The organism is Arthrobacter livingstonensis, from assembly GCF_003219815.1.
Lineage (GTDB): Bacteria > Actinomycetota > Actinomycetes > Actinomycetales > Micrococcaceae > Specibacter > Specibacter livingstonensis.
In genome coordinates, this window is the sequence record NZ_QJVD01000002.1 from 181,705 (window position 1) to 198,046 (window position 16,342).

Genomic DNA, 16,342 nt, shown 5'->3' on the forward strand with positions numbered 1-16,342 from the left:
GGGCGGAAAGGAAAGCGGCGGTAAGGAGCATCACAGGGCTTTGCTGACGAATGGGGCCAACATGTCCCTAAGTCCCGTTGTTAAAGGTCTACCATTGAGGAATTGTGGTTCTCTTTTCCTTAGTTGCCTCGCACTCAAACCTTGACCTCGAAACCGTGGCCCGCCTCAGCGCCGGCGCGGCCGAGGTCAGTGCCGACGTCGTGGCCGGCGACAATGACGTGGTGGGCATGGTCACCTTGGCCACCTGCAACCGCTACGAGCTTTATGCCCAGGCACGCACCGCGGAGGAAGTTGAATCCGCCCGCAGCAGCATTGTTGCCGCCGTCAGCGCCCGCACCGGGCTCACCGAACCCCAGGTCTCCAACGCCCTGGCAACCCAGCAGGGCCCGGCGGTTCCCCGCCACCTTTTCGCCGTCAGCACCGGGCTGGAATCGGCGGTGGTGGGGGAACGTGAAATTGCCGGACAGGTGCGCCGCGCCCTGAGCTCGGCCCAGGAAGCCGGAGTCAGCACACCTGCCCTGGTCCGCTTGTTCCAGGCCGCCTCCAAAACCGCCAAGTATGTTGGTGCTCAGACCGCACTGGGACGCCGGGGCATGTCCATTGTGTCCGTGGCGCTGGACCTGGCAGCCGAACTGCAGGACGTTCCCTCCCTGGCCGGAAAGACGGCAGTGCTGTTTGGCACGGGCGCCTATGCCGGCGCCGCCATGGCGCAGCTGGCCCAGCGCGGCTGCACGGACATCAGCGTGTACTCCTCCTCCGGCCGCGCAGAGACCTTCGTTGCCTCCCGCGGCGGGACGGCGCTGAGCGGGGAGAGCCTGCCGCAGGCGCTGGCCCGCGCACAGCTTCTGGTGGGCTGCAGCGGGACGGACCGCCAGGTCGCCGCAGCGGACATTGCACAGCTGCGCCACGCCGGCTCCGGCCAGCTGACGGTCATTGACCTGGCACTGACCCACGACTTTGCCCCCGACATTGCCGACCTCCCGGGCGTGGACCTGCTGACGCTGGAAACGGTGCGCCAGGCGGCGCCCGCTGAGCAGTCCGCCACTCTCGTGGAGGCCGCAACGCTGGTGGCCGACGCCGCACTGAACTTTGAGCAGGCCCAGAACGCCCGCTCCCTGGACCACGCCATCGTCGCCCTGCGACGGCACACCATGGCGGTGCTCGATGACGAGATTGCCAAGATCCGCCAGCAGCACGGCTGCACGGCGGCCACCGCCGAGGTGGAGTTTGCCATGCGGCGCATGGTCAAGCAGCTGCTGCACGTGCCCACTGTCCGTGCCAAGGAACTGGCTGCCGCGGGCGACGCCGGGAGCTACCTGGCCGCACTCGATGCCCTCTACGGACTCAAGGTGGAACCGGCCGCGCTGGGTGCCGTTGCCGAATCGAAGCTGGGCGCAGATGCAGCCGGCGGCCGGGAAGCCACCGCTTAAGCCAACCGCCGGTCCCCTGACGGCCGCGCAGCCTCAACCGAGCGCCCACGTCGCAAGACCCGCCAGCCCGCGCCGGCCAGCCTAGGCGAAGGCGTTGGCCCCCGTCAGCTCGGCGGAGACATCCCACAGCCTGGCGGCACTTTCTGGATCGACCGCATGCGCATCCACGCCGGCAAAGCGGGCCAGTGGCGACGACGCGTCGGTGGGCAGGGCGATGTCGCAGTCCTCGCAGTACACGCCACCCATGCCGTCCAGCTGCGGGGATGTTGCCGCCCACACCGAGGTTGCCGCTCCCTGTTCCGGCGTCTTGAAGCCTTCACGAACCGTGCCGGAGCCATCCATCCAGCCGGCGGCGACCATTTCCTCACGCGGCAGGTGCCTTTGCAGCTCGGTCATGATGCCGCCGGGATGGACAGCGAAGGCACGCACCCCGTGGTCCCGGCCCCGCCGGTCGAGTTCGACGGCGAAGAGGCTGTCGGCTGTTTTGGCCTGGCCGTAGGCCTGCCATTTGTCGTAGCCGGCGGTGAACTGGAGGTCCTCGAAGTGGATGCCGGAGAGCTTGTGCCCGGTGGATGAGAGTGCAACCACGCGGGCACCGCCGTCGGCCAGGACGGGCCAGAGCTCGTTGGCCAGCGTGAAATGGCCCAGGTGGTTTGTGGCGAACTGGGCCTCCCAGCCGGGACCGACCCTGGTTTCCGGGCAGGCCATGATGGCAGCGTTGTTGATGAGAATGTCCAGCCCCCGCCCTGACTCGAGGTAGGCCCGGGCAAAGGCCCGGACACTGCCGAGCTCGCCCAGGTCCATCGCCTGGACGTTCACCGCGCCGAGCCCGGCCGCCGCCAGGACTTCCCCGGCATGGTCGGGCCGGCGTGCCGGAACGGTCACCCGCACTCCGGCCCCGACCAGCGCCCGCACGGTTTCCAGGCCCAGGCCGGAATAGCCGCCGGTGACGATGGCCTCGCAGCCGGACAGGTCCGCGCCCTCAAGGACCTGCGCGGCGGTGGTGCCGTGCCCGAACCCGGATGTGATGGGCTGCTGCGGTGTGTGTTGCTGTGCCTGGCGGGCCATGATGCATCCCTCGATGGTGGGTGGTTGTTCCCTTAGAGGAAATTTACACCTGCGGGCCGTGAATGGCGTCCCAATCCCCGCGCAGGACCGCCATCATGGCGGAGTCCACGTACCTTCCATCAAATTTCAACGCGGCCCGCTTCCACCCTTCCAGGACGAACCCGGCCTTCCCATACACGTGGCGCGCCCGCGGGTTGAAGCCGAAGACCTCCAGCTCAATCCGGTTGAGAGTGGTGGCGGAGAAGGCGTAATCGAGCATCATCCGGGTCGCTTCGCTGCCGATGCCCCGCCCGCGCCCGCGCGGCCCCACCAGGATGCGGAAGTTGCAGGAGTCGTCGCCACGGAGTTCGTTCAGCACCACCTCGCCCACGCATTCGCCGCCCGCAGCATCAACGATCGCCAGGTCCAACCGGTCCGTCCGGGCGTTCCGGCTCAAGTACCACTCCCGGGTGGCCGCGTCCAGCACCGGGGATGCAGCGGCGGCCGCGGCACTGCTGTGCACGCTTCCCGTCAGCCGGAGCACCTCGGGATCGGCAAGAATGCCACCCAGGGCGGGGAGGTCCTCGGGGCTGAACGGCCGCAGGACACAGCGGGTCCCTTGCAGTGTTGGCTTCCGGGCAAACATGGCGGCGCTAGCGGCCGTCCAGCCTGTTCCAGGCGTCAATCCCGCCCTCCAGATGGACGACGTCGGCATAGCCTGCCGCCTGCAGGCTCGCCAGCGCCTGGGCCGAGCGGCCACCGGACTTGCAGTGCAGCACCAGCGGCACGTCCCGGGGAATCTGCGCCAGGGCCGAGCCGTCCTTGATGCCGGCGAGCGGAATGAGCACGGAACCGGGGATCCGGGAGATCTCAAATTCCACCGGTTCGCGCACGTCCACCAGCACAAAGTCCTCCGCCCCGCGCTCCCGGTTCACCAGCCGGGTGGCGAGTTGGGGCACGGTGATGAGACCGGCGTCGTGCGCGGGATCAGCGGGCGGGACGATGCCGCAGAAAAAGTCATAGTCGATCAGCTCGGTGATGGGCGCCGCCTCCGGGTCCCTGGCGATGCGGATTTCGCGCCAGCGGGAGGACAGGGCATCGAAGATCAACAGCCTTCCCAGCAGCGTCTGGCCGATTCCGGTGATGAGCTTGACCGCCTCGGTGACCATCATGGCGCCAATGGACGCACACAGCATGCCAAAAACTCCGCCCTCGGCACAGGACGGTACGGTGCCGGGGGCTGGCGGTTCCGGGTAGAGGTCGCGGTAGTTGGGGCCAAACTTGTCCCAGAACACGCTGACCTGTCCGTCAAAGCGGAGGATGGAACCCCACACGTACGGCTTTCCCAACATGGCGGCCGCGTCATTGACCAGGTAGCGGGTCGAAAAGTTGTCAGCGCCGTCCAGGATGACGTCGTAGCCGCTGAACAGCTCCAGCGCGTTGGAGGAGTCCAGCCGGAGCTGGTGCAACACGACCTTGACGCCCGGATTGATGGCCACGATGGAATCCCGGGCGGACTCCAGCTTGGTGCGGCCGATGTCCGCCACCCCGTGGATCACCTGGCGCTGGAGGTTGCTCAGTTCCACTGTGTCGTCGTCGATGATGCCCAGCGTGCCCACACCGGCGGCGGCCAAATACAACAGCGCCGGGGAGCCCAGGCCGCCGGCACCAATGACCAGGACCTTGGCGTTGCGCAGCCGCCGCTGTCCCTCCAGCCCGATCTCGGGGATCAGCGCGTGGCGGGAATACCGCTCCAGCTCCTCGGCGCCCATGGGCGGTCCCGGCTCCACCAGGGCAGGCAGCTGCTGCGGGCGTTGAGTGGCCAGGGGCGCGATCAGGGAAACCATGGTTAACAATCTAGCCCGGCCTGCGGCGTTTGGGTTATTACCGCCGGGTACAATGACACTAGCCACGGCCGTGAGGCAACAATGGCCGGACTTGAGTGAAAGGCACGCACCATGACTTCGGAATCCCGTACCGGGGAAGGATCCCCACGCCGTGCCCCTCTGGCCCGCCTGCCACGCGACGAGCGCCGGGCCCAGTTGCTGGTCTCCGCCCTTGAAGTGTTCGTGACCAACGGTTACCACGGTGCCGCGATGGATGAAATCGCCGAAGCCGCCAAGGTCAGCAAGCCCGTGCTGTACCAGCATTTTCCGAGCAAGCGGGAACTGTACGTTGCCCTGCTGGACAGCCACCTGGCCAAACTGACACAAATGCTGCTGGCCGCCCTGAACTCCACCACGGACAACAAGCTGCGCGTGCAGGCCACCATGAAGGCGTACTTCCAGTTTGTGGCCAACGACGACCAGGCGTACCGGCTCGTTTTTGAATCCGACCTGGTCAACGACCACGACGTGGCCCTGCGCCTGGAGAAGTTCAACTCGGAGTTTGCCGACGCCCTGGGTGCCGTCATTGCCGAAGACACCATGCTGGGCCAGTTGGAGGCCACCCTGCTGGGACGGGCACTGGCCGGCATGGCCCAGGTCAGTGCCCGCTACTGGCTGGAGGCGAACGGCGATCTGGACCTCGAGGTGGCCAGCGATCTTGTGTACCGTTTAGCTTGGCGCGGAATTAGCCGTTTTCCCAAGGAATCACACGGCCCCGCCGCATAGAGTTGCTTGTACTTGTATTTTGGACTTTTGCACCGAGGAGACACCTGTGGAAATCAAGATCGGCATCCAGAACATCGCCCGCGAAATCGTCCTTGAGACGGACCAGGCTGCGGACGACATCGCCACGCAGGTTTCCGAGGCACTGGCCAAGGGAACCGAGCTGCGGCTCAAGGATGAGAAGGGCCGCATCATCATTGTTCCCGGCAGTGCCCTGGGATACGTTGAACTGGGCGCCGAAGAAGCCCGCCGGGTGGGGTTCGGCGCGCTCTAAGGAGCAGGCACGAACCATTCGGACAGCACGGGGAGAGGAAATTTCATGGTCGCATTGGTCATTGTCGCGTTGACGGCCGGTGGCTTTGGCGCCATTGCGTGGGGCGTGGACAAGTACCGGTCAACCTTCGGGGCGCTTCTTCCCGCCGGCGCTGCCGTGGCCGCGTCCCTGGTGGTTTGGATGGTCACGATGGCTGTCGGCCTGAACAACTCTCCCGCCACGGCGTGGATCCCGTGGATCCTGTCCATGGCGGTGGGCGGCGCGGTGGCCTGGGCGGTGGCCGGTTTCGTCGGCCGCACCCGGCACGCCCGCCAGATTGAGCGGACTAATCAGATTCTGGCCATGCATTAGTCCGGATTCCTGTCCGCGCCTGCGCACGGTTGGCCCTCAGCGGTGCGCCACTTGACGAAGTGGCGCACCGCTGGACTTTAACCATGCGCAGGACCGGTGGCCAATTCTGCGCCCGGTTGCTCCTGCGCCAAACCCGTGGCGGGTCCAGCGCAGGCGCAACGGGTTTTAGGCATCCCGCCCTTCCTCGGTGCAGATGCACAGCTTGTTGCCCTGCGGGTCGGTGGCGATCACAAATGCCGGTTCGCTCGAGCGGTCCAGCGTCGCCCCGGCGGCTGCCAGTTCCGCGAGCACGCCCTGCGCCTCGCTGGCGGGGACATGGATGTCAAAGTGGAAGCGGTTGGCGTTGGGAGTCTCCGTTTGCTGGAACCACAGCGTCGGCAGCCGGCCCGAGGGGTCCCGCAAATCATCCGACTCCCCCGCCTTGTACCCCAGCGCTGCCGCCCAGACGGGCGCCACGGCCGCAAAATCGGCGGAATCCAGGGCAATTTCAACAGACCGCAGCAGCTCCGGATGTGCCACGGCCCCGACCTCCCGTGCCGCCGTGGAGATGGCTTTCGCCAGGGCCGCGTCCCGCGCCGTCACCTTGGAGCCGGCGTCGTGCGAGGTCAGCGTCACGAACAAGGTGTCGTAGCGCCAGTCCACGTCGGGATGGTGGTTGGCTTCCTGCGCCAGCGCCCCAATGGCGGCAAACAAATCCAGGGCCGCGGCCGACGTCGGGCACTTCAGTGCCGCCGCCAGCCCGCCCAGACGGAACCTCCAGTCCGGCAGCGCCGCCAGTTCCGCGTTGATTTGGTCCCTGGTCAAAACATCTTTCGCAGCCATGGAAGGCTCCTTCGAGTTGCCGGTTTACAGGTCCGGGCGCCCCTCCATGGCCGACGAAGCCAAGGCATGCGCCCGCTTGGGAATGCGTCCCGCTTGTGCTGCCAGTCTGCCACCGATCACGGCGTGTTTGAAGGCCTCCGCCATGCGCACCGGATCCTGTGCGCGCGTAACGGCGGTGGCCAGCAGCACGGCGTCGCAGCCCAGCTCCATGGCCAGGGCGGCGTCGGAGGCGGTGCCGATCCCGGCGTCGAGCACCACGGGGACACCCGCCCGGGAGACGATCAGTTCGATGTTGTGCGGGTTCAGGATGCCCAGCCCGGTGCCGATCGGGGCGCCCAGCGGCATGACGGCGGCGGCGCCCAGCTGCTCCAGGCGCAGCGCCAGGACCGGGTCGTCGTTGGTGTAGGCGAACACCTTGAAGCCGCGGTTTACCAGCTGTTCGGTGGCCTCAACGAGTTCGACGGCGTCCGGCAACAGGGTGTGTTCGTCGGCGATGACTTCCAGCTTCACCCAGTCGGTTTCCAGTGCTTCCCGGGCCAGTTCCGCAGTCATGACGGCCTCGCGGGCGGTGAAGCAGCCGGCCGTGTTGGGCAGGACGCGGATGTTGTTCTCCAGCAGGAGTCCAAAAAGGCTGGTGCCGGCGTCTCCGCCGCCGCCACCATTGCCCGCGGCGTATCTGCGCATGGCCACGGTGGTCAGCTCGGTGCCTGAGGCCACCAGGGCAGCCCCGAGTCCGTCCAGGCTGGGTGCCCCGCCGGTGCCCATGATCAGCCGGGAGCCGAGGGCCACGCCGTCAATGACCAGAGCATCGGTGGTGGTAATGGTTTCAGTCATGGTGTTTCACTCTCTGCAGGAATCTTGGGGTTGTGGTTGACGCGGACGGGGCCTATCCGCCCTGGACAGCGGTGACGATCTCGACGTCGTCGTCGGTTTCAACCGCGGTCAGCGACCACTGGCTGCGCGGCACGATGTCCGCATTGCGGGCCACGGCTACGCCGATGCGGCCGCCGTCCGCGGGCTGTCCCGTGGCGAGGATGGCGCGCCCGGTCACGGCCGTGACAAGATCGGCGACGGTGGTGCCGGCTGCCAGGGGCGCGGCGGCGCCGTTGAGTCGGATGGTGCTCATGGTGTCTCCTTGCGGGGGTTGAGTGCCGGTGAAAACCTGTCCGGCCGGAAGCGTTCCCAGGCCAGGTCCGTGATGTCGCCGAGCAATTGGCGGGTGGTGTGGGCGGCGATGGCGGTCAGCAGCACGCCGTGGCGGAAGAAGCCGGTGGCGATGATGAGTCCGGGAATGTCGCGCCCGGCGCCGTCCGCAACCCGGCCCAGCAGCGGGGCGTTGTCCGGGGTGCCGGGGCGCGCGCGGGCCGTTGTTTCAATCAGCTCAAGTTCGGCGACGGCGGGTACCAGCACCTGGGCGTCGCGCAGCAGCTGGTGCACTCCCCCGGCGCTGACGCCACCGGAACCATCCTCGCGGCTGGTGGCGCCGATGACCACGGTGTTGTCGTTGCGGGGCACGATGTAGACGGGCACCCCACGCACCAGGCCGCGGAGGGTGGCGGTGGCCAGCGGCTGCAAATGGCCGGGGACGCGCAGGCGCAGGATGTCGCCGAAGACTGGGCGGACAGGCAGCACCAGTCCTTCAGGCAGCCCGGCCAGCTGCGGGGCACCGAGTCCGTTGGCCACCACCACCTCGCGGGCGTGCACTTCCCGCCCGTCCGCCAGGACGACGCCGGTCACCCGGGAGTGCGTGTTGCCCGGGTCCGCGTGAAGCAGGCGGACGGCGTTGCGGCGGATGGACGTCTGCTCCTCGCGCAGCCGCCCCCGCTCCGCCGACACTAAGTTGAGCTGGACGCGGATGGCGGTTGCGACGCCGCGCGGGTCCACCTGGTGGTCCTGGGCAATGCGGTAGGCGCAGGAAATGTACGGGCCCACCAGCGGCTCGGCGGCGCGGGCCTGGCGGATGGTGAGCTGCTCCACGTCGAGCCCATGCCTGAGCTGGACTTCCCGGAGATCGGCCAGCGCCGCGCGGTCCGCGGCGTCGGCACCCAGCACGAGGGTCGGCGTCGTTCGGAATCCGGTGTCGGCATGGCCGGCCGCAATGAGCGGGGCGACGAATTCCGGCCAGCGCGCCGCGGAGGCCAGCGTCAGCTCCAGGAGGTCCTCTTCCTGGTAGTGGAGTTCACTGACCGGGGCCAGCATGCCGGCCGCTGCAAAGGTGGCGCCGGTGGCCGGCGCGGGATCGATGACGGTGACGTCGCGGCCGCTGCACTGGGCCTCCCAGGCGATGCCCAGGCCCACGATCCCGCCGCCGATGACGGCCACGTCGGTGGTGATGGTTTCCGGCACAGTATTTGAAGTGGGCACGGTGTTTGATGTGGGCACGGTGCGTGCCATTGTGTCTCCTTCCCTACGCCGGTATGAGCCGGATCAGGTTCCACGCCCGGTGGGGCGCCTTTCGGTCGGCACATGCGTGCGCCCTCTCAGCCAGCTTGTCTGGCTCCCGCGGTACTGAACTAGTCTATGAGACATGAGCCTGCCTTCCGTCACCCATGACGCCACGACCATTGCACCCGCCCCGTCCATTGGCGATGCGCGGCTGTACGTGTGCACCGATGCCCGCAGGGAACGCGGCGATTTTGCCGATTTTTTGCGGGCTGCGTACGCCGGCGGGGTGGACATCATCCAGCTGCGCGACAAATCGCTGGAAGCCGCGGAGGAACTTATTCTGCTGGCCGTGCTGCGGAACGTGGCGGAGGAATTCGGCAAGCTGTGGGCCGTGAACGACCGCGCGGACATCGCCCAGCTGAGCGGCGCGCCCGTGTTTCACGTAGGCCAAAAGGACCTGCCGCTGCCGGCCGCGCGGTCCCTGGTGGGGCCGTCCGTGGCCCTCGGGCTCTCCAGCCACGACCCGGCGCAGGCTGCGGCGGCCGCTGCGGATCCCTTGGCCGATTACTTTTGCGTTGGGCCGCTCTGGGCAACGCCCACCAAACCGGGCCGAGCCGCCGTCGGGCTTGAACTCGTGGAACATGCCGCCTCGCTGGGAACAACCACGCCGTGGTTCGCCATCGGCGGGGTGGATTTGTCCAATGTGGATGCGGTGGTGGCCGCAGGAGCGTCCCGGATTGTGGTGGTACGGGCCGTCACCGATGCCGAAGATCCGACGGCGGCCGCCCGGGAATTGCTCTCCCGCCTTCCCTCGCTGGGGTAGCGGCGGGCGACGGCTTGCCAGGCTGACGGGGGCGTATGAAATTTCACACGCCGCCGCCGGCCTGGCACGCCGCCGGCTTAGGCCAGTCCGGCAACCCCTGCAAGGACGTCCAGCTGCACCTCGAAAAGGGCGCCCGCGTCGCTGAACGTTGAGGCGCCGTACTGCCCAAACACCTCGAAATTCACGGCACCAAACAGCGCCGCCCAGACCAGGACGCCGCGGGCCAGGACGCCGTCAGGCAACGTCAGGTCCATTTCGTTGCGGATGGACTCGAAGTCCGCCGACAACCCCGAGCCTGCGGGGACGCTGCCCATCCCATCCTCCTTCAGGGTCCCAGCCTTGCGCGCAGCTGCAAAGATCCCCACCAGCTGGCCGATCATCCTGGTTCCGGGTCCCGTGGTCTGTTCCGCCGGCGCCTGATACCCCGGCACAGGTGAGCCAAAAAGCAGGCCATAGCGGGCGGGCTCAGCCAGCGCCCAGGTCCGCACAGCCCGGCCCAGAGCCCGGAATTGCGCGGGTAAGTCGTCCACGGGAACCGCCTCCACGGCCCGGTCCACGGCATCCCCCAGCGCGTTATAGCCATCCACCACCAACAAGGTCAGCAGTTCATCGCGGTTTTTCACGTACCGGTAGACGGCCGAGGAGACCACGCCCAAGTCCCGCGCGACTGCTCGCAGCGACAACCCCGCGGCCCCATGAACGGCCAGGTGGCCGCGCCCAATGCGGATGATCTCCTGCATGGTTTGCGCCCTGGCGCGCTCCCTGGGTGTTTGCGTCATTCCTTGAGTCTCGGGCAATCCGAGAGCGACGTCAACTTTAGTGAGCACTGCTCTTGACTTAAGCACCCCACAGTTCCACACTTGACGCAGAGAGCATTGCTCTCAAATTGGCCTGGTCATTGTCACAAGGAACGGAAATCACCATGAACAACGTCAAAATCGTCACCGGCGCGGGGCCGGTGGGCTGGACGGTTGCCACCCAGCTTGCCGACGCCGGGCACCGGGTCAGGATCCTCACCCGATCGGGATCCGGCCCAGAGCATGAACTGATCGAATGCCGCCGCGTGGACGCCAGCCAGCCGGAGGCTTTTCGGGCGGCCATGGCGGACGCCGATGCCGTGTTCCACTGCATTCACGGTTCCAAATACAACGCGGACGTCTGGCGCCGCGAACTGCCCGTGGCGGAACGCACGGTCCTGCAGGCGGCCGGCGCGGTCGGTGCCGTCGTCGTGTTCCCGGAGAGCCTCTACTCCTACAGCGCGCCGGAGCAGCTCATGGTCGAGGACAGCCCGCGCGCTGCCTCCACCGGAAAGCGCGGCGTCCGCACGGAGCTGCTGAAGGCCCGAGCCGAATCGGAAACACCAACCGTCAGCGTGGTCGCCTCCGACTTCTTTGGACCGCAGGCGCGCAACGCCCACGCCGGTGAGCGCATGGTCCCCCTCATACTTGCCGGCAAGCGGGTTTCCGTCATTGCCCGTGCCGACACACCCCATTCCTTCACCTACGTTCCCGACCTGGCGGCTGCAATGGTCAGGGCCGCCACCCTGCCGGAGCTGTGGAACTCCGTGCTGCATGCACCGACAAACCCGGCGCCAACCCAGCGTGAGCTCGCCGGCATCTTCGCTTCGGTGGCCGGGCTCGCGGCGCCGATGGTGGGCACCATTCCAGCCGGGGTGGTCCGGGCGGCGGGGCTGTTCTCGCCCGGCATACGGGACCTTGCGGAGACGCTCTACCAGTTCGTCCACCCGTTCGTCATGGACTCCACTGCCAGTGAACGGGCCCTGGGCCTGGCCCCCACCCCTCTGGACGTTGCCGCGAAGGAAACAGTGGACTGGTGGCGCACCGGGATCTAGGCGGCCGGTTCCACCCTCTCGGAAACTTTCCGCAATAGCGCGGCCAACTGGGCCTGCTCCCCCGCACTCAGCCCGGCGAGCAGCTCCTTGTCACGGTCAAGAAACCGTGGGAACTCGCGGTTCACCAGCTCCTCCCCCAAGGGGGTAAGCCGCATGAGCACCACCCGGCCGTCGCGCTCCCAGGGCAGCCGCTCGACGAGCCCGCGCCTGGCCAGCTTGTCGGCATTCTTGGTGGTGGACGCACCGCTGAGCATGGTGGCCGCCGTGACCTCGCTGGCGCGCAGGGGCCGGTCGCTGCGGGCAAGCGTGCACAGCACATCGAACTCCGCGCGGGAGACCGCCACAGTCACAAGATCGCGCTCCACGCGCTGGGACGCCAGTGCCCCGATGCGGGAAATCCGTCCCATGACCTCAATGCTGGACACGTCCAGCTCGGGCCGCACCCGCCTCCACCCCGCCCGGGCCTGGTCAACAAAGTCGCCGCTCACATCCACAGTCATGGTTCCATCCTAGAAAGACTTCTCACATGCTTCGTACCTATTTTACTAGTAAAATATTTAATAACATGGAAGCATGACCACCACCACCCGATTGCGCCACTCCGGCGCTGCCCTGGCCCATTCCGTTTCGCTCGCCACATGGCGGACTTCCTTTGCCATGCGGCCGGCCGACGCCATCTTCGCGCCGGCCATGAAGGTTGGCGTGGCCGCCACACTGGTCCTCGTGGGGGGAGGGCTCCTGGGCCATGAACCGCTGGCCGGAATTGCCTCCCTCGGCGCCCTGACCAGCGCCTTTGGCCGCTACCAGCCGTACCGGAGGCTCGCGCGAATGCTGGCCATGGTCGCCGTCGCCCTCCTCGTCGCCGCGGGTGCCGGCGCGTTCATGGGCGCCGCCGGGACGCCGCTCGGGCTCCAGATCGTGGTCCTGTCCGCCATCGCCGGCCTGTCCGCGCATGTGTTCTCCGCGTTCGGCATCACCGGCCCGGGCGCCGTCATCCTAGTCTTCGCCGCCTCGGCGGGTTCCGCCTACGCTCACACCTTCGACGCCGTTCCCAGCGTTCTCGCCGCGGTGGGCATCGGCGCCGTGGCGGGCTGGCTCGTGGCCATGGCCCCGGTGTTGGTCGTCCCGATGGGTCCGGCCCGGCTTGCGACGGCGCGTGCCATCGCCGCCGTCGTGCGCATTGGAACGGACGACGCCGGCAACCGCCAAAGTGCGGCCCAGGCTGCCCTGCGCTCAGCCAGGGAGTCGGTGGCCCTCAGTGCCGGGCCGCTTCGGGGCAGCGGCCGCCGGGCACTACTTCTGCAGGGCAGGGCTGCCCGGCTGAACCAACTGCTGGACGAGGCCGACGCCACCCGGACGCTGCGGGGCGCCGCCCAAGCCGCTGCCCTGGCCGGCCTGGCCAGGCACGAATCAGAATTGCGGAAAATGCGCGGCACACCGGCCATTCCGGTGCCGGCAACCGAGGCCAAACAGGAAACAGCCACACCCCAGGGCTTCCTGGCAGCCGCGCGCACGGGCCTGGGCTCGAGGTCCAGCGCCAGCCAGGCCCTGCGCATGGCCGCGGCCTCGGCACTGTCCGGCTGGACCGCGGTCGACCTTGGCCTTGAACACCCGCTGTGGGCGTCGATGGGTGCCGTGGCCATATTGCAGGGACTGAACTACAGCGTCACGGTCCAGCGCGCCATCCAGCGCCTGGTGGGCAATATGGTGGGCGCCGCCGTGGCCGTTGCCCTGCTGTCCCTGTCGCTGGGGTTCTGGCCATCCGTGGTGATGGTGGTTGTGTTTCAGATGCTTGCCGAGCTGCTGGTGCTCAAGAACTACACGCTGACCACCATCGCCGTGACGCCCATGGCGCTGATCATGACCGGGCTGGGCACCCATTTGGGGCCGGACGCCGCCGTCAGCCGCGTCGCTGACACCCTGGTGGGTGTGGTCATCGGCGTGCTCGTCGCGGCCGTCAGCATTTCCCTTTCAGACAGGGTGCATCTGGCGCAACGGAAGCCCGCGAACTGACACAGGGGTCCGGCTGGGCCCACTGCTGCGGCGGCCCCGGCCGAGGCACGAGGTTGGGGAGGACTGTGGGCCTTCACGAGAGGCAGAGGCAGAACGGGTGTCCGGCGGGGTCGAGAAATACGCGAAAGGTGGTGCCCGGCTGCTCCTTGGCCTTCGTGGCGCCGAGCTCCACGGCCGCCGTCTCGCCGGCGTCAAGGTCCTCCACCATCAAGTCGAGGTGCATTTGCTGCGGCACTGCCTGTCCGGGCCAGTCAGGGGCCCGGTAGCCGGCGTCAACCTGCTGGAAGGAAATGCACGTCTTGTTATCCTCGGACCAGATCTCGATCCAGTCCGCCTCCGCCTTGACCTTCCAGCCGAGCAGGGACGCATAAAAGCCAGCCAGTGCGCCAGCGTCGGGGCAGTCAATAACCAATCCCGGAAATCGCGCGATAGCCATGCAGGTACGCTACCCCACGGGCGCCAGTTCCATAACCCCTGCCAGCAGTTCAAAGCTGCGGATCCAGGCCGTGCGGTCGGTAACCTGCGTGGCCACAATGAGCTCGTCGGCGTCCGCCTTCTGTGCAAACCCCTCCATATACTCGCGGGCCGCCGCGGGCGTGCCCACGGCAGAGTAGCGCATCATGTTCAGCACCTGCTGGCCCGCCGGGGAATCCAGCAGGAGATCCATCTCGGCGTCGGTGAACGTCTGGCCGCGGCCCACCATGGACGCCACGCGACGCCGCTTGGCCGTCAGGAACAGCGCGTCGGCCTCCTCCTGGGTGTCCGCCACGATGGCGTTGACGCCGGCAATCACATAGGGCTCGGCCAGGGCCTCGGAGGGCTTGAACTCGCGCCGGTAGATCCGCACCGCGTCCTCCAGCGCCTGCGGGGCGAAGTGCGAGGCAAAGGAGTACGGCAGCCCGAGGGCCGCGGCGAGCCTGGCTCCGAACAGCGACGATCCCAGGATGTACAGCGGCACGTTGGTGTCCCTGCCCGGGTAGGCGTTCACGCCGGGGATACGGGTTGCCCCGGTAAAATACGCCTGAAGTTCCTGCACGTCCGAAGGGAAGGTGTCCGCGGCGGACGGGTCCCGGCGCAGTGCCCGCATGGTGTTTTGGTCGCTGCCCGGCGCACGGCCCAGCCCCAGGTCGATGCGTCCCGGGTGCAGGGTTTCCAACGTGCCAAACTGCTCGGCGATCTGCAGCGGCGAGTGGTTGGGCAGCATGATCCCGCCGGCTCCCAGCCGGATGGACTTCGTGTTGGCGGCAACGTGGGCGATCAGCACGCTCGTGGCCGAGGAGGCGATGGAGGGCATGTTGTGGTGTTCGGCAAACCAGATCCGCCTGTACCCCCACGCCTCCGCCTTTTGCGCCAGCTCCACGGAGGCCCGGAAACTCGCGGCTATGCCGTCGTCGCCAATATGGGCCAGGTCAAGGATGGAAAGGGGCAGTGTCATGGGTATTGCCTTTCATGTGGTCTCCCTTGCGCCAACCCCGGAAGGGGCCCGGATATTTCCGCCGCCGGTCCTGCCGGGGAAGTACGACGGCGGCACCCGGGTTGGGGGCGCCGCTCCCGACGGCAGAGCGCAGCCGCCGCCAGTTCAGGCCGGAGCCGTCACGCTGAGCCGGTCGATGGCGGCGAGCGCTGCGGCCCGGCCAGCCCGGTTGGCGCCCAGCGTTGAAGCGGAGGCACCGTAGCCCACCAGCAGCAGCCGGGGTTCGCGGGCCACTTTCACGCCGTCCATGACAATGCCGCCGCCGGATTCGCGCAACTTCAGCGCTGCCAGGTGGTCCAGGGCGGCGCGGAATCCGGTGGCCCAGAGGATGGCATCGGCCGCAAACTCCGTGCCGTCCCCGAACACGGCGGCCGTCCCGGTGAGCCGTTGCAGGGGGCCGCGGGACACCAGCGTCCCGGCGGCAATCCCGTTTTGGTACTGCGGTGTCAAGGGCAGCCCAGTCACGCCCACCACGCTCAGCGGCGGCAGTCCAGCCGAAGTGCGCTCGTTGACGCGGCGCTCCACGTCTCGGCCCCAGTCCGGATCGAATTCGCGGGTGGTGAACTCCGGCGGGCGCCGTGTGGACCAGGCGGTTTCCACGCCGGCGGCGTCGAGCTGCAGCAGGAACTGCACGGCGGAGGTGCCGCCGCCCACCACCAGCACGCGCAGGCCGGCGAAGTCCGCCACCGAATGAAAGTCGTGGGTGTGCCGCTGGATGCCGGTGAACGTTTCCAGTCCCGGGTAGTGCGGCCAATGCGGCTTGTCCCACGTCCCGGTGGCGTTGATGACCAGGCGGGTGGTGAAATTCCCGCGTTCGGTCTCCACCGCCAATGGCGAGCCGGAAGCCCCGGCCGGACTGCCGCCGTCGTCCACGTTCCGGGGATGGACCGCCAGGACCTTCACCGGCCGGTGGACCGGCAGCTCAAAAGTCTTCTCATAGCTGCCGTAATAGCGGGCGACGACGGCGGACGCGGGCTCGTCGGCATCGGCCGGGCCGAGCTTCATGCCGGGGAGGTCGTGAACGGCGTGAGCGGCGCCCAGCGTCAGGGAAGGCCAGCGGTGACGCCAGGCCCCGCCGGGACCCTCGTTGGCGTCCAGCACCACGAAGTCGCGCTCCGGGATTAGTCCGTGCCGGGCCGGGTAGTACGCAGCGGAAAGTCCCGCCTGCCCGGCCCCAATGACCACTACGTCCAGCATGTGTTCACTCCCTCGTCTGCCCTGTTCCCGTCCGGCACCACGCTTGGCCTTCACGGTTCCGTCGC

At 67.8% G+C, this 16,342-nt stretch carries 19 protein-coding genes and 1 riboswitch; of the genes, 7 read left to right on the forward strand and 12 right to left on the reverse strand.

The genetic code is table 11. From position 1 onward, the window contains the following. The first annotated feature begins 104 nt into the window (after positions 1–104). Complete coding sequence (locus CVV68_RS02820) at positions 105–1,430, forward strand: glutamyl-tRNA reductase (RefSeq protein WP_110499487.1); 1,326 nt, start codon at positions 105–107, stop codon at positions 1,428–1,430. An 81-nt stretch (positions 1,431–1,511) separates the two neighbouring features. Here the strand turns inward: CVV68_RS02820 and CVV68_RS02825 are convergent, their stop codons facing one another. From CVV68_RS02825 to moeB, 3 genes are read right to left on the reverse strand one after another with little or no spacing between them, the layout of a single operon-like run. Then, complete coding sequence (locus CVV68_RS02825) at positions 1,512–2,498, reverse strand: SDR family NAD(P)-dependent oxidoreductase (RefSeq protein ID WP_110499488.1); 987 nt, start codon at positions 2,496–2,498, stop codon at positions 1,512–1,514. Positions 2,499–2,541: 43 nt separating this feature from the next. After that, positions 2,542–3,162, reverse strand: coding sequence for a GNAT family N-acetyltransferase (locus CVV68_RS02830; protein WP_245933296.1), 621 nt, complete (start codon positions 3,160–3,162; stop codon positions 2,542–2,544). Continuing rightward, a complete protein-coding gene (gene moeB, locus CVV68_RS02835) occupies positions 3,131–4,324 on the reverse strand; it encodes a molybdopterin-synthase adenylyltransferase MoeB (RefSeq protein ID WP_110499490.1) in 1,194 nt (397 codons plus the stop codon). The genes CVV68_RS02830 and moeB overlap by 32 nt, the downstream gene beginning before the upstream one ends. A 111-nt stretch (positions 4,325–4,435) precedes the next feature. Here moeB and CVV68_RS02840 point away from each other — a divergent pair, with 111 nt between their 5' ends. From CVV68_RS02840 to CVV68_RS02850, 3 genes are read left to right on the forward strand one after another with little or no spacing between them, the layout of a single operon-like run. After that, on the forward strand, positions 4,436–5,089 hold the full coding sequence (locus tag CVV68_RS02840) for a TetR/AcrR family transcriptional regulator (RefSeq protein ID WP_110499491.1): 654 nt from the start codon (positions 4,436–4,438) through the stop codon (positions 5,087–5,089). A 46-nt stretch (positions 5,090–5,135) separates the two neighbouring features. Then, positions 5,136–5,360 (forward strand): DUF3107 domain-containing protein, encoded by a 225-nt coding sequence (locus tag CVV68_RS02845; protein ID WP_110499492.1) that lies wholly within the window; start codon positions 5,136–5,138, stop codon positions 5,358–5,360. 45 nt (positions 5,361–5,405) lie between these two features. Beyond that, positions 5,406–5,711: a hypothetical protein gene (locus CVV68_RS02850; protein WP_110499493.1), complete on the forward strand. Its 306-nt coding sequence runs from the start codon at positions 5,406–5,408 to the stop codon at positions 5,709–5,711. Positions 5,712–5,876: 165 nt separating this feature from the next. On the opposite strand, the gene CVV68_RS02855 is transcribed toward CVV68_RS02850, so the two are convergent. From CVV68_RS02855 to thiO, 4 genes are all read right to left on the reverse strand, one after another. Beyond that, positions 5,877–6,533, reverse strand: a complete 657-nt coding sequence (locus CVV68_RS02855) for a VOC family protein (RefSeq protein WP_110499494.1) — start codon at positions 6,531–6,533, stop codon at positions 5,877–5,879. A gap of 24 nt (positions 6,534–6,557) precedes the next feature. Further along, positions 6,558–7,367 carry a thiazole synthase gene (locus CVV68_RS02860; protein WP_110499495.1) on the reverse strand — a complete coding sequence of 270 codons (810 nt, stop codon included), beginning with the start codon at positions 7,365–7,367 and terminating at the stop codon, positions 6,558–6,560. A 52-nt stretch (positions 7,368–7,419) separates the two neighbouring features. Further along, entirely contained in the window at positions 7,420–7,659 is a 240-nt protein-coding gene (thiS, locus tag CVV68_RS02865; protein ID WP_110499496.1) for a sulfur carrier protein ThiS, read from the reverse strand. Continuing rightward, positions 7,656–8,927 (reverse strand): glycine oxidase ThiO, encoded by a 1,272-nt coding sequence (gene thiO, locus CVV68_RS02870; RefSeq protein ID WP_110499497.1) that lies wholly within the window; start codon positions 8,925–8,927, stop codon positions 7,656–7,658. The genes thiS and thiO overlap by 4 nt, the downstream gene beginning before the upstream one ends. Further along, positions 8,921–9,046, reverse strand: a riboswitch (TPP riboswitch). (Overlaps the previous gene by 7 nt.) A 14-nt stretch (positions 9,047–9,060) precedes the next feature. Here thiO and thiE point away from each other — a divergent pair. Continuing rightward, a complete protein-coding gene (gene thiE / locus CVV68_RS02875; protein WP_110499498.1) occupies positions 9,061–9,741 on the forward strand; it encodes a thiamine phosphate synthase in 681 nt (226 codons plus the stop codon). 77 nt (positions 9,742–9,818) lie between these two features. Here the strand turns inward: thiE and CVV68_RS02880 are convergent, their stop codons facing one another. Next, positions 9,819–10,520 carry a TetR/AcrR family transcriptional regulator gene (locus tag CVV68_RS02880; protein WP_110499499.1) on the reverse strand — a complete coding sequence of 234 codons (702 nt, stop codon included), beginning with the start codon at positions 10,518–10,520 and terminating at the stop codon, positions 9,819–9,821. Positions 10,521–10,663: 143 nt separating this feature from the next. Here CVV68_RS02880 and CVV68_RS02885 point away from each other — a divergent pair, with 143 nt between their 5' ends. Beyond that, the gene (locus CVV68_RS02885) at positions 10,664–11,593 is read left to right on the forward strand and encodes an NAD-dependent epimerase/dehydratase family protein (RefSeq protein WP_110499500.1); all 930 of its coding nucleotides are present in this window, start codon (positions 10,664–10,666) and stop codon (positions 11,591–11,593) included. Here CVV68_RS02885 and CVV68_RS02890 read toward each other — a convergent pair. After that, complete coding sequence (locus CVV68_RS02890; RefSeq protein WP_110499501.1) at positions 11,590–12,093, reverse strand: MarR family winged helix-turn-helix transcriptional regulator; 504 nt, start codon at positions 12,091–12,093, stop codon at positions 11,590–11,592. The two genes, CVV68_RS02885 and CVV68_RS02890, sit on opposite strands and share 4 nt — an antisense overlap. A gap of 73 nt (positions 12,094–12,166) precedes the next feature. Here CVV68_RS02890 and CVV68_RS02895 point away from each other — a divergent pair, with 73 nt between their 5' ends. After that, a complete protein-coding gene (locus CVV68_RS02895; protein ID WP_110499502.1) occupies positions 12,167–13,606 on the forward strand; it encodes an FUSC family protein in 1,440 nt (479 codons plus the stop codon). Between the two features lie 73 nt (positions 13,607–13,679). Here CVV68_RS02895 and CVV68_RS02900 read toward each other — a convergent pair whose 3' ends face one another. The 3 genes from CVV68_RS02900 to CVV68_RS02910 form a co-directional block, all read right to left on the reverse strand. Further along, positions 13,680–14,042, reverse strand: a complete 363-nt coding sequence (locus CVV68_RS02900; RefSeq protein ID WP_110499503.1) for a VOC family protein — start codon at positions 14,040–14,042, stop codon at positions 13,680–13,682. 9 nt (positions 14,043–14,051) lie between these two features. Beyond that, entirely contained in the window at positions 14,052–15,041 is a 990-nt protein-coding gene (locus tag CVV68_RS02905) for an LLM class flavin-dependent oxidoreductase (RefSeq protein WP_110499504.1), read from the reverse strand. Between the two features lie 144 nt (positions 15,042–15,185). Further along, complete coding sequence (locus CVV68_RS02910; RefSeq protein WP_110499505.1) at positions 15,186–16,277, reverse strand: NAD(P)-binding domain-containing protein; 1,092 nt, start codon at positions 16,275–16,277, stop codon at positions 15,186–15,188. Between the last annotated feature and the right edge of the window lie 65 nt (positions 16,278–16,342).

What these genes read in the sequence shown, in the direction of transcription:
- CVV68_RS02895 (WP_110499502.1), top strand. Translation starts at nt 12,167, where the DNA reads ATGACCACCACCACCCGATTGCGCCACTCCGGCGCTGCCCTGGCCCAT.
- thiO (WP_110499497.1), bottom strand. Translation starts at nt 8,927, where the DNA reads ATGGCACGCACCGTGCCCACATCAAACACCGTGCCCACTTCAAATACT.
- CVV68_RS02890 (WP_110499501.1), bottom strand. Translation starts at nt 12,093, where the DNA reads ATGACTGTGGATGTGAGCGGCGACTTTGTTGACCAGGCCCGGGCGGGG.
- moeB (WP_110499490.1), bottom strand. Translation starts at nt 4,324, where the DNA reads ATGGTTTCCCTGATCGCGCCCCTGGCCACTCAACGCCCGCAGCAGCTG.
- thiE (WP_110499498.1), top strand. Translation starts at nt 9,061, where the DNA reads ATGAGCCTGCCTTCCGTCACCCATGACGCCACGACCATTGCACCCGCC.
- CVV68_RS02850 (WP_110499493.1), top strand. Translation starts at nt 5,406, where the DNA reads ATGGTCGCATTGGTCATTGTCGCGTTGACGGCCGGTGGCTTTGGCGCC.
- thiS (WP_110499496.1), bottom strand. Translation starts at nt 7,659, where the DNA reads ATGAGCACCATCCGACTCAACGGCGCCGCCGCGCCCCTGGCAGCCGGC.
- CVV68_RS02855 (WP_110499494.1), bottom strand. Translation starts at nt 6,533, where the DNA reads ATGGCTGCGAAAGATGTTTTGACCAGGGACCAAATCAACGCGGAACTG.
- CVV68_RS02885 (WP_110499500.1), top strand. Translation starts at nt 10,664, where the DNA reads ATGAACAACGTCAAAATCGTCACCGGCGCGGGGCCGGTGGGCTGGACG.
- CVV68_RS02905 (WP_110499504.1), bottom strand. Translation starts at nt 15,041, where the DNA reads ATGACACTGCCCCTTTCCATCCTTGACCTGGCCCATATTGGCGACGAC.
- CVV68_RS02910 (WP_110499505.1), bottom strand. Translation starts at nt 16,277, where the DNA reads ATGCTGGACGTAGTGGTCATTGGGGCCGGGCAGGCGGGACTTTCCGCT.
- CVV68_RS02860 (WP_110499495.1), bottom strand. Translation starts at nt 7,367, where the DNA reads ATGACTGAAACCATTACCACCACCGATGCTCTGGTCATTGACGGCGTG.
- CVV68_RS02900 (WP_110499503.1), bottom strand. Translation starts at nt 14,042, where the DNA reads ATGGCTATCGCGCGATTTCCGGGATTGGTTATTGACTGCCCCGACGCT.
- CVV68_RS02840 (WP_110499491.1), top strand. Translation starts at nt 4,436, where the DNA reads ATGACTTCGGAATCCCGTACCGGGGAAGGATCCCCACGCCGTGCCCCT.
- CVV68_RS02880 (WP_110499499.1), bottom strand. Translation starts at nt 10,520, where the DNA reads ATGACGCAAACACCCAGGGAGCGCGCCAGGGCGCAAACCATGCAGGAG.
- CVV68_RS02825 (WP_110499488.1), bottom strand. Translation starts at nt 2,498, where the DNA reads ATGGCCCGCCAGGCACAGCAACACACACCGCAGCAGCCCATCACATCC.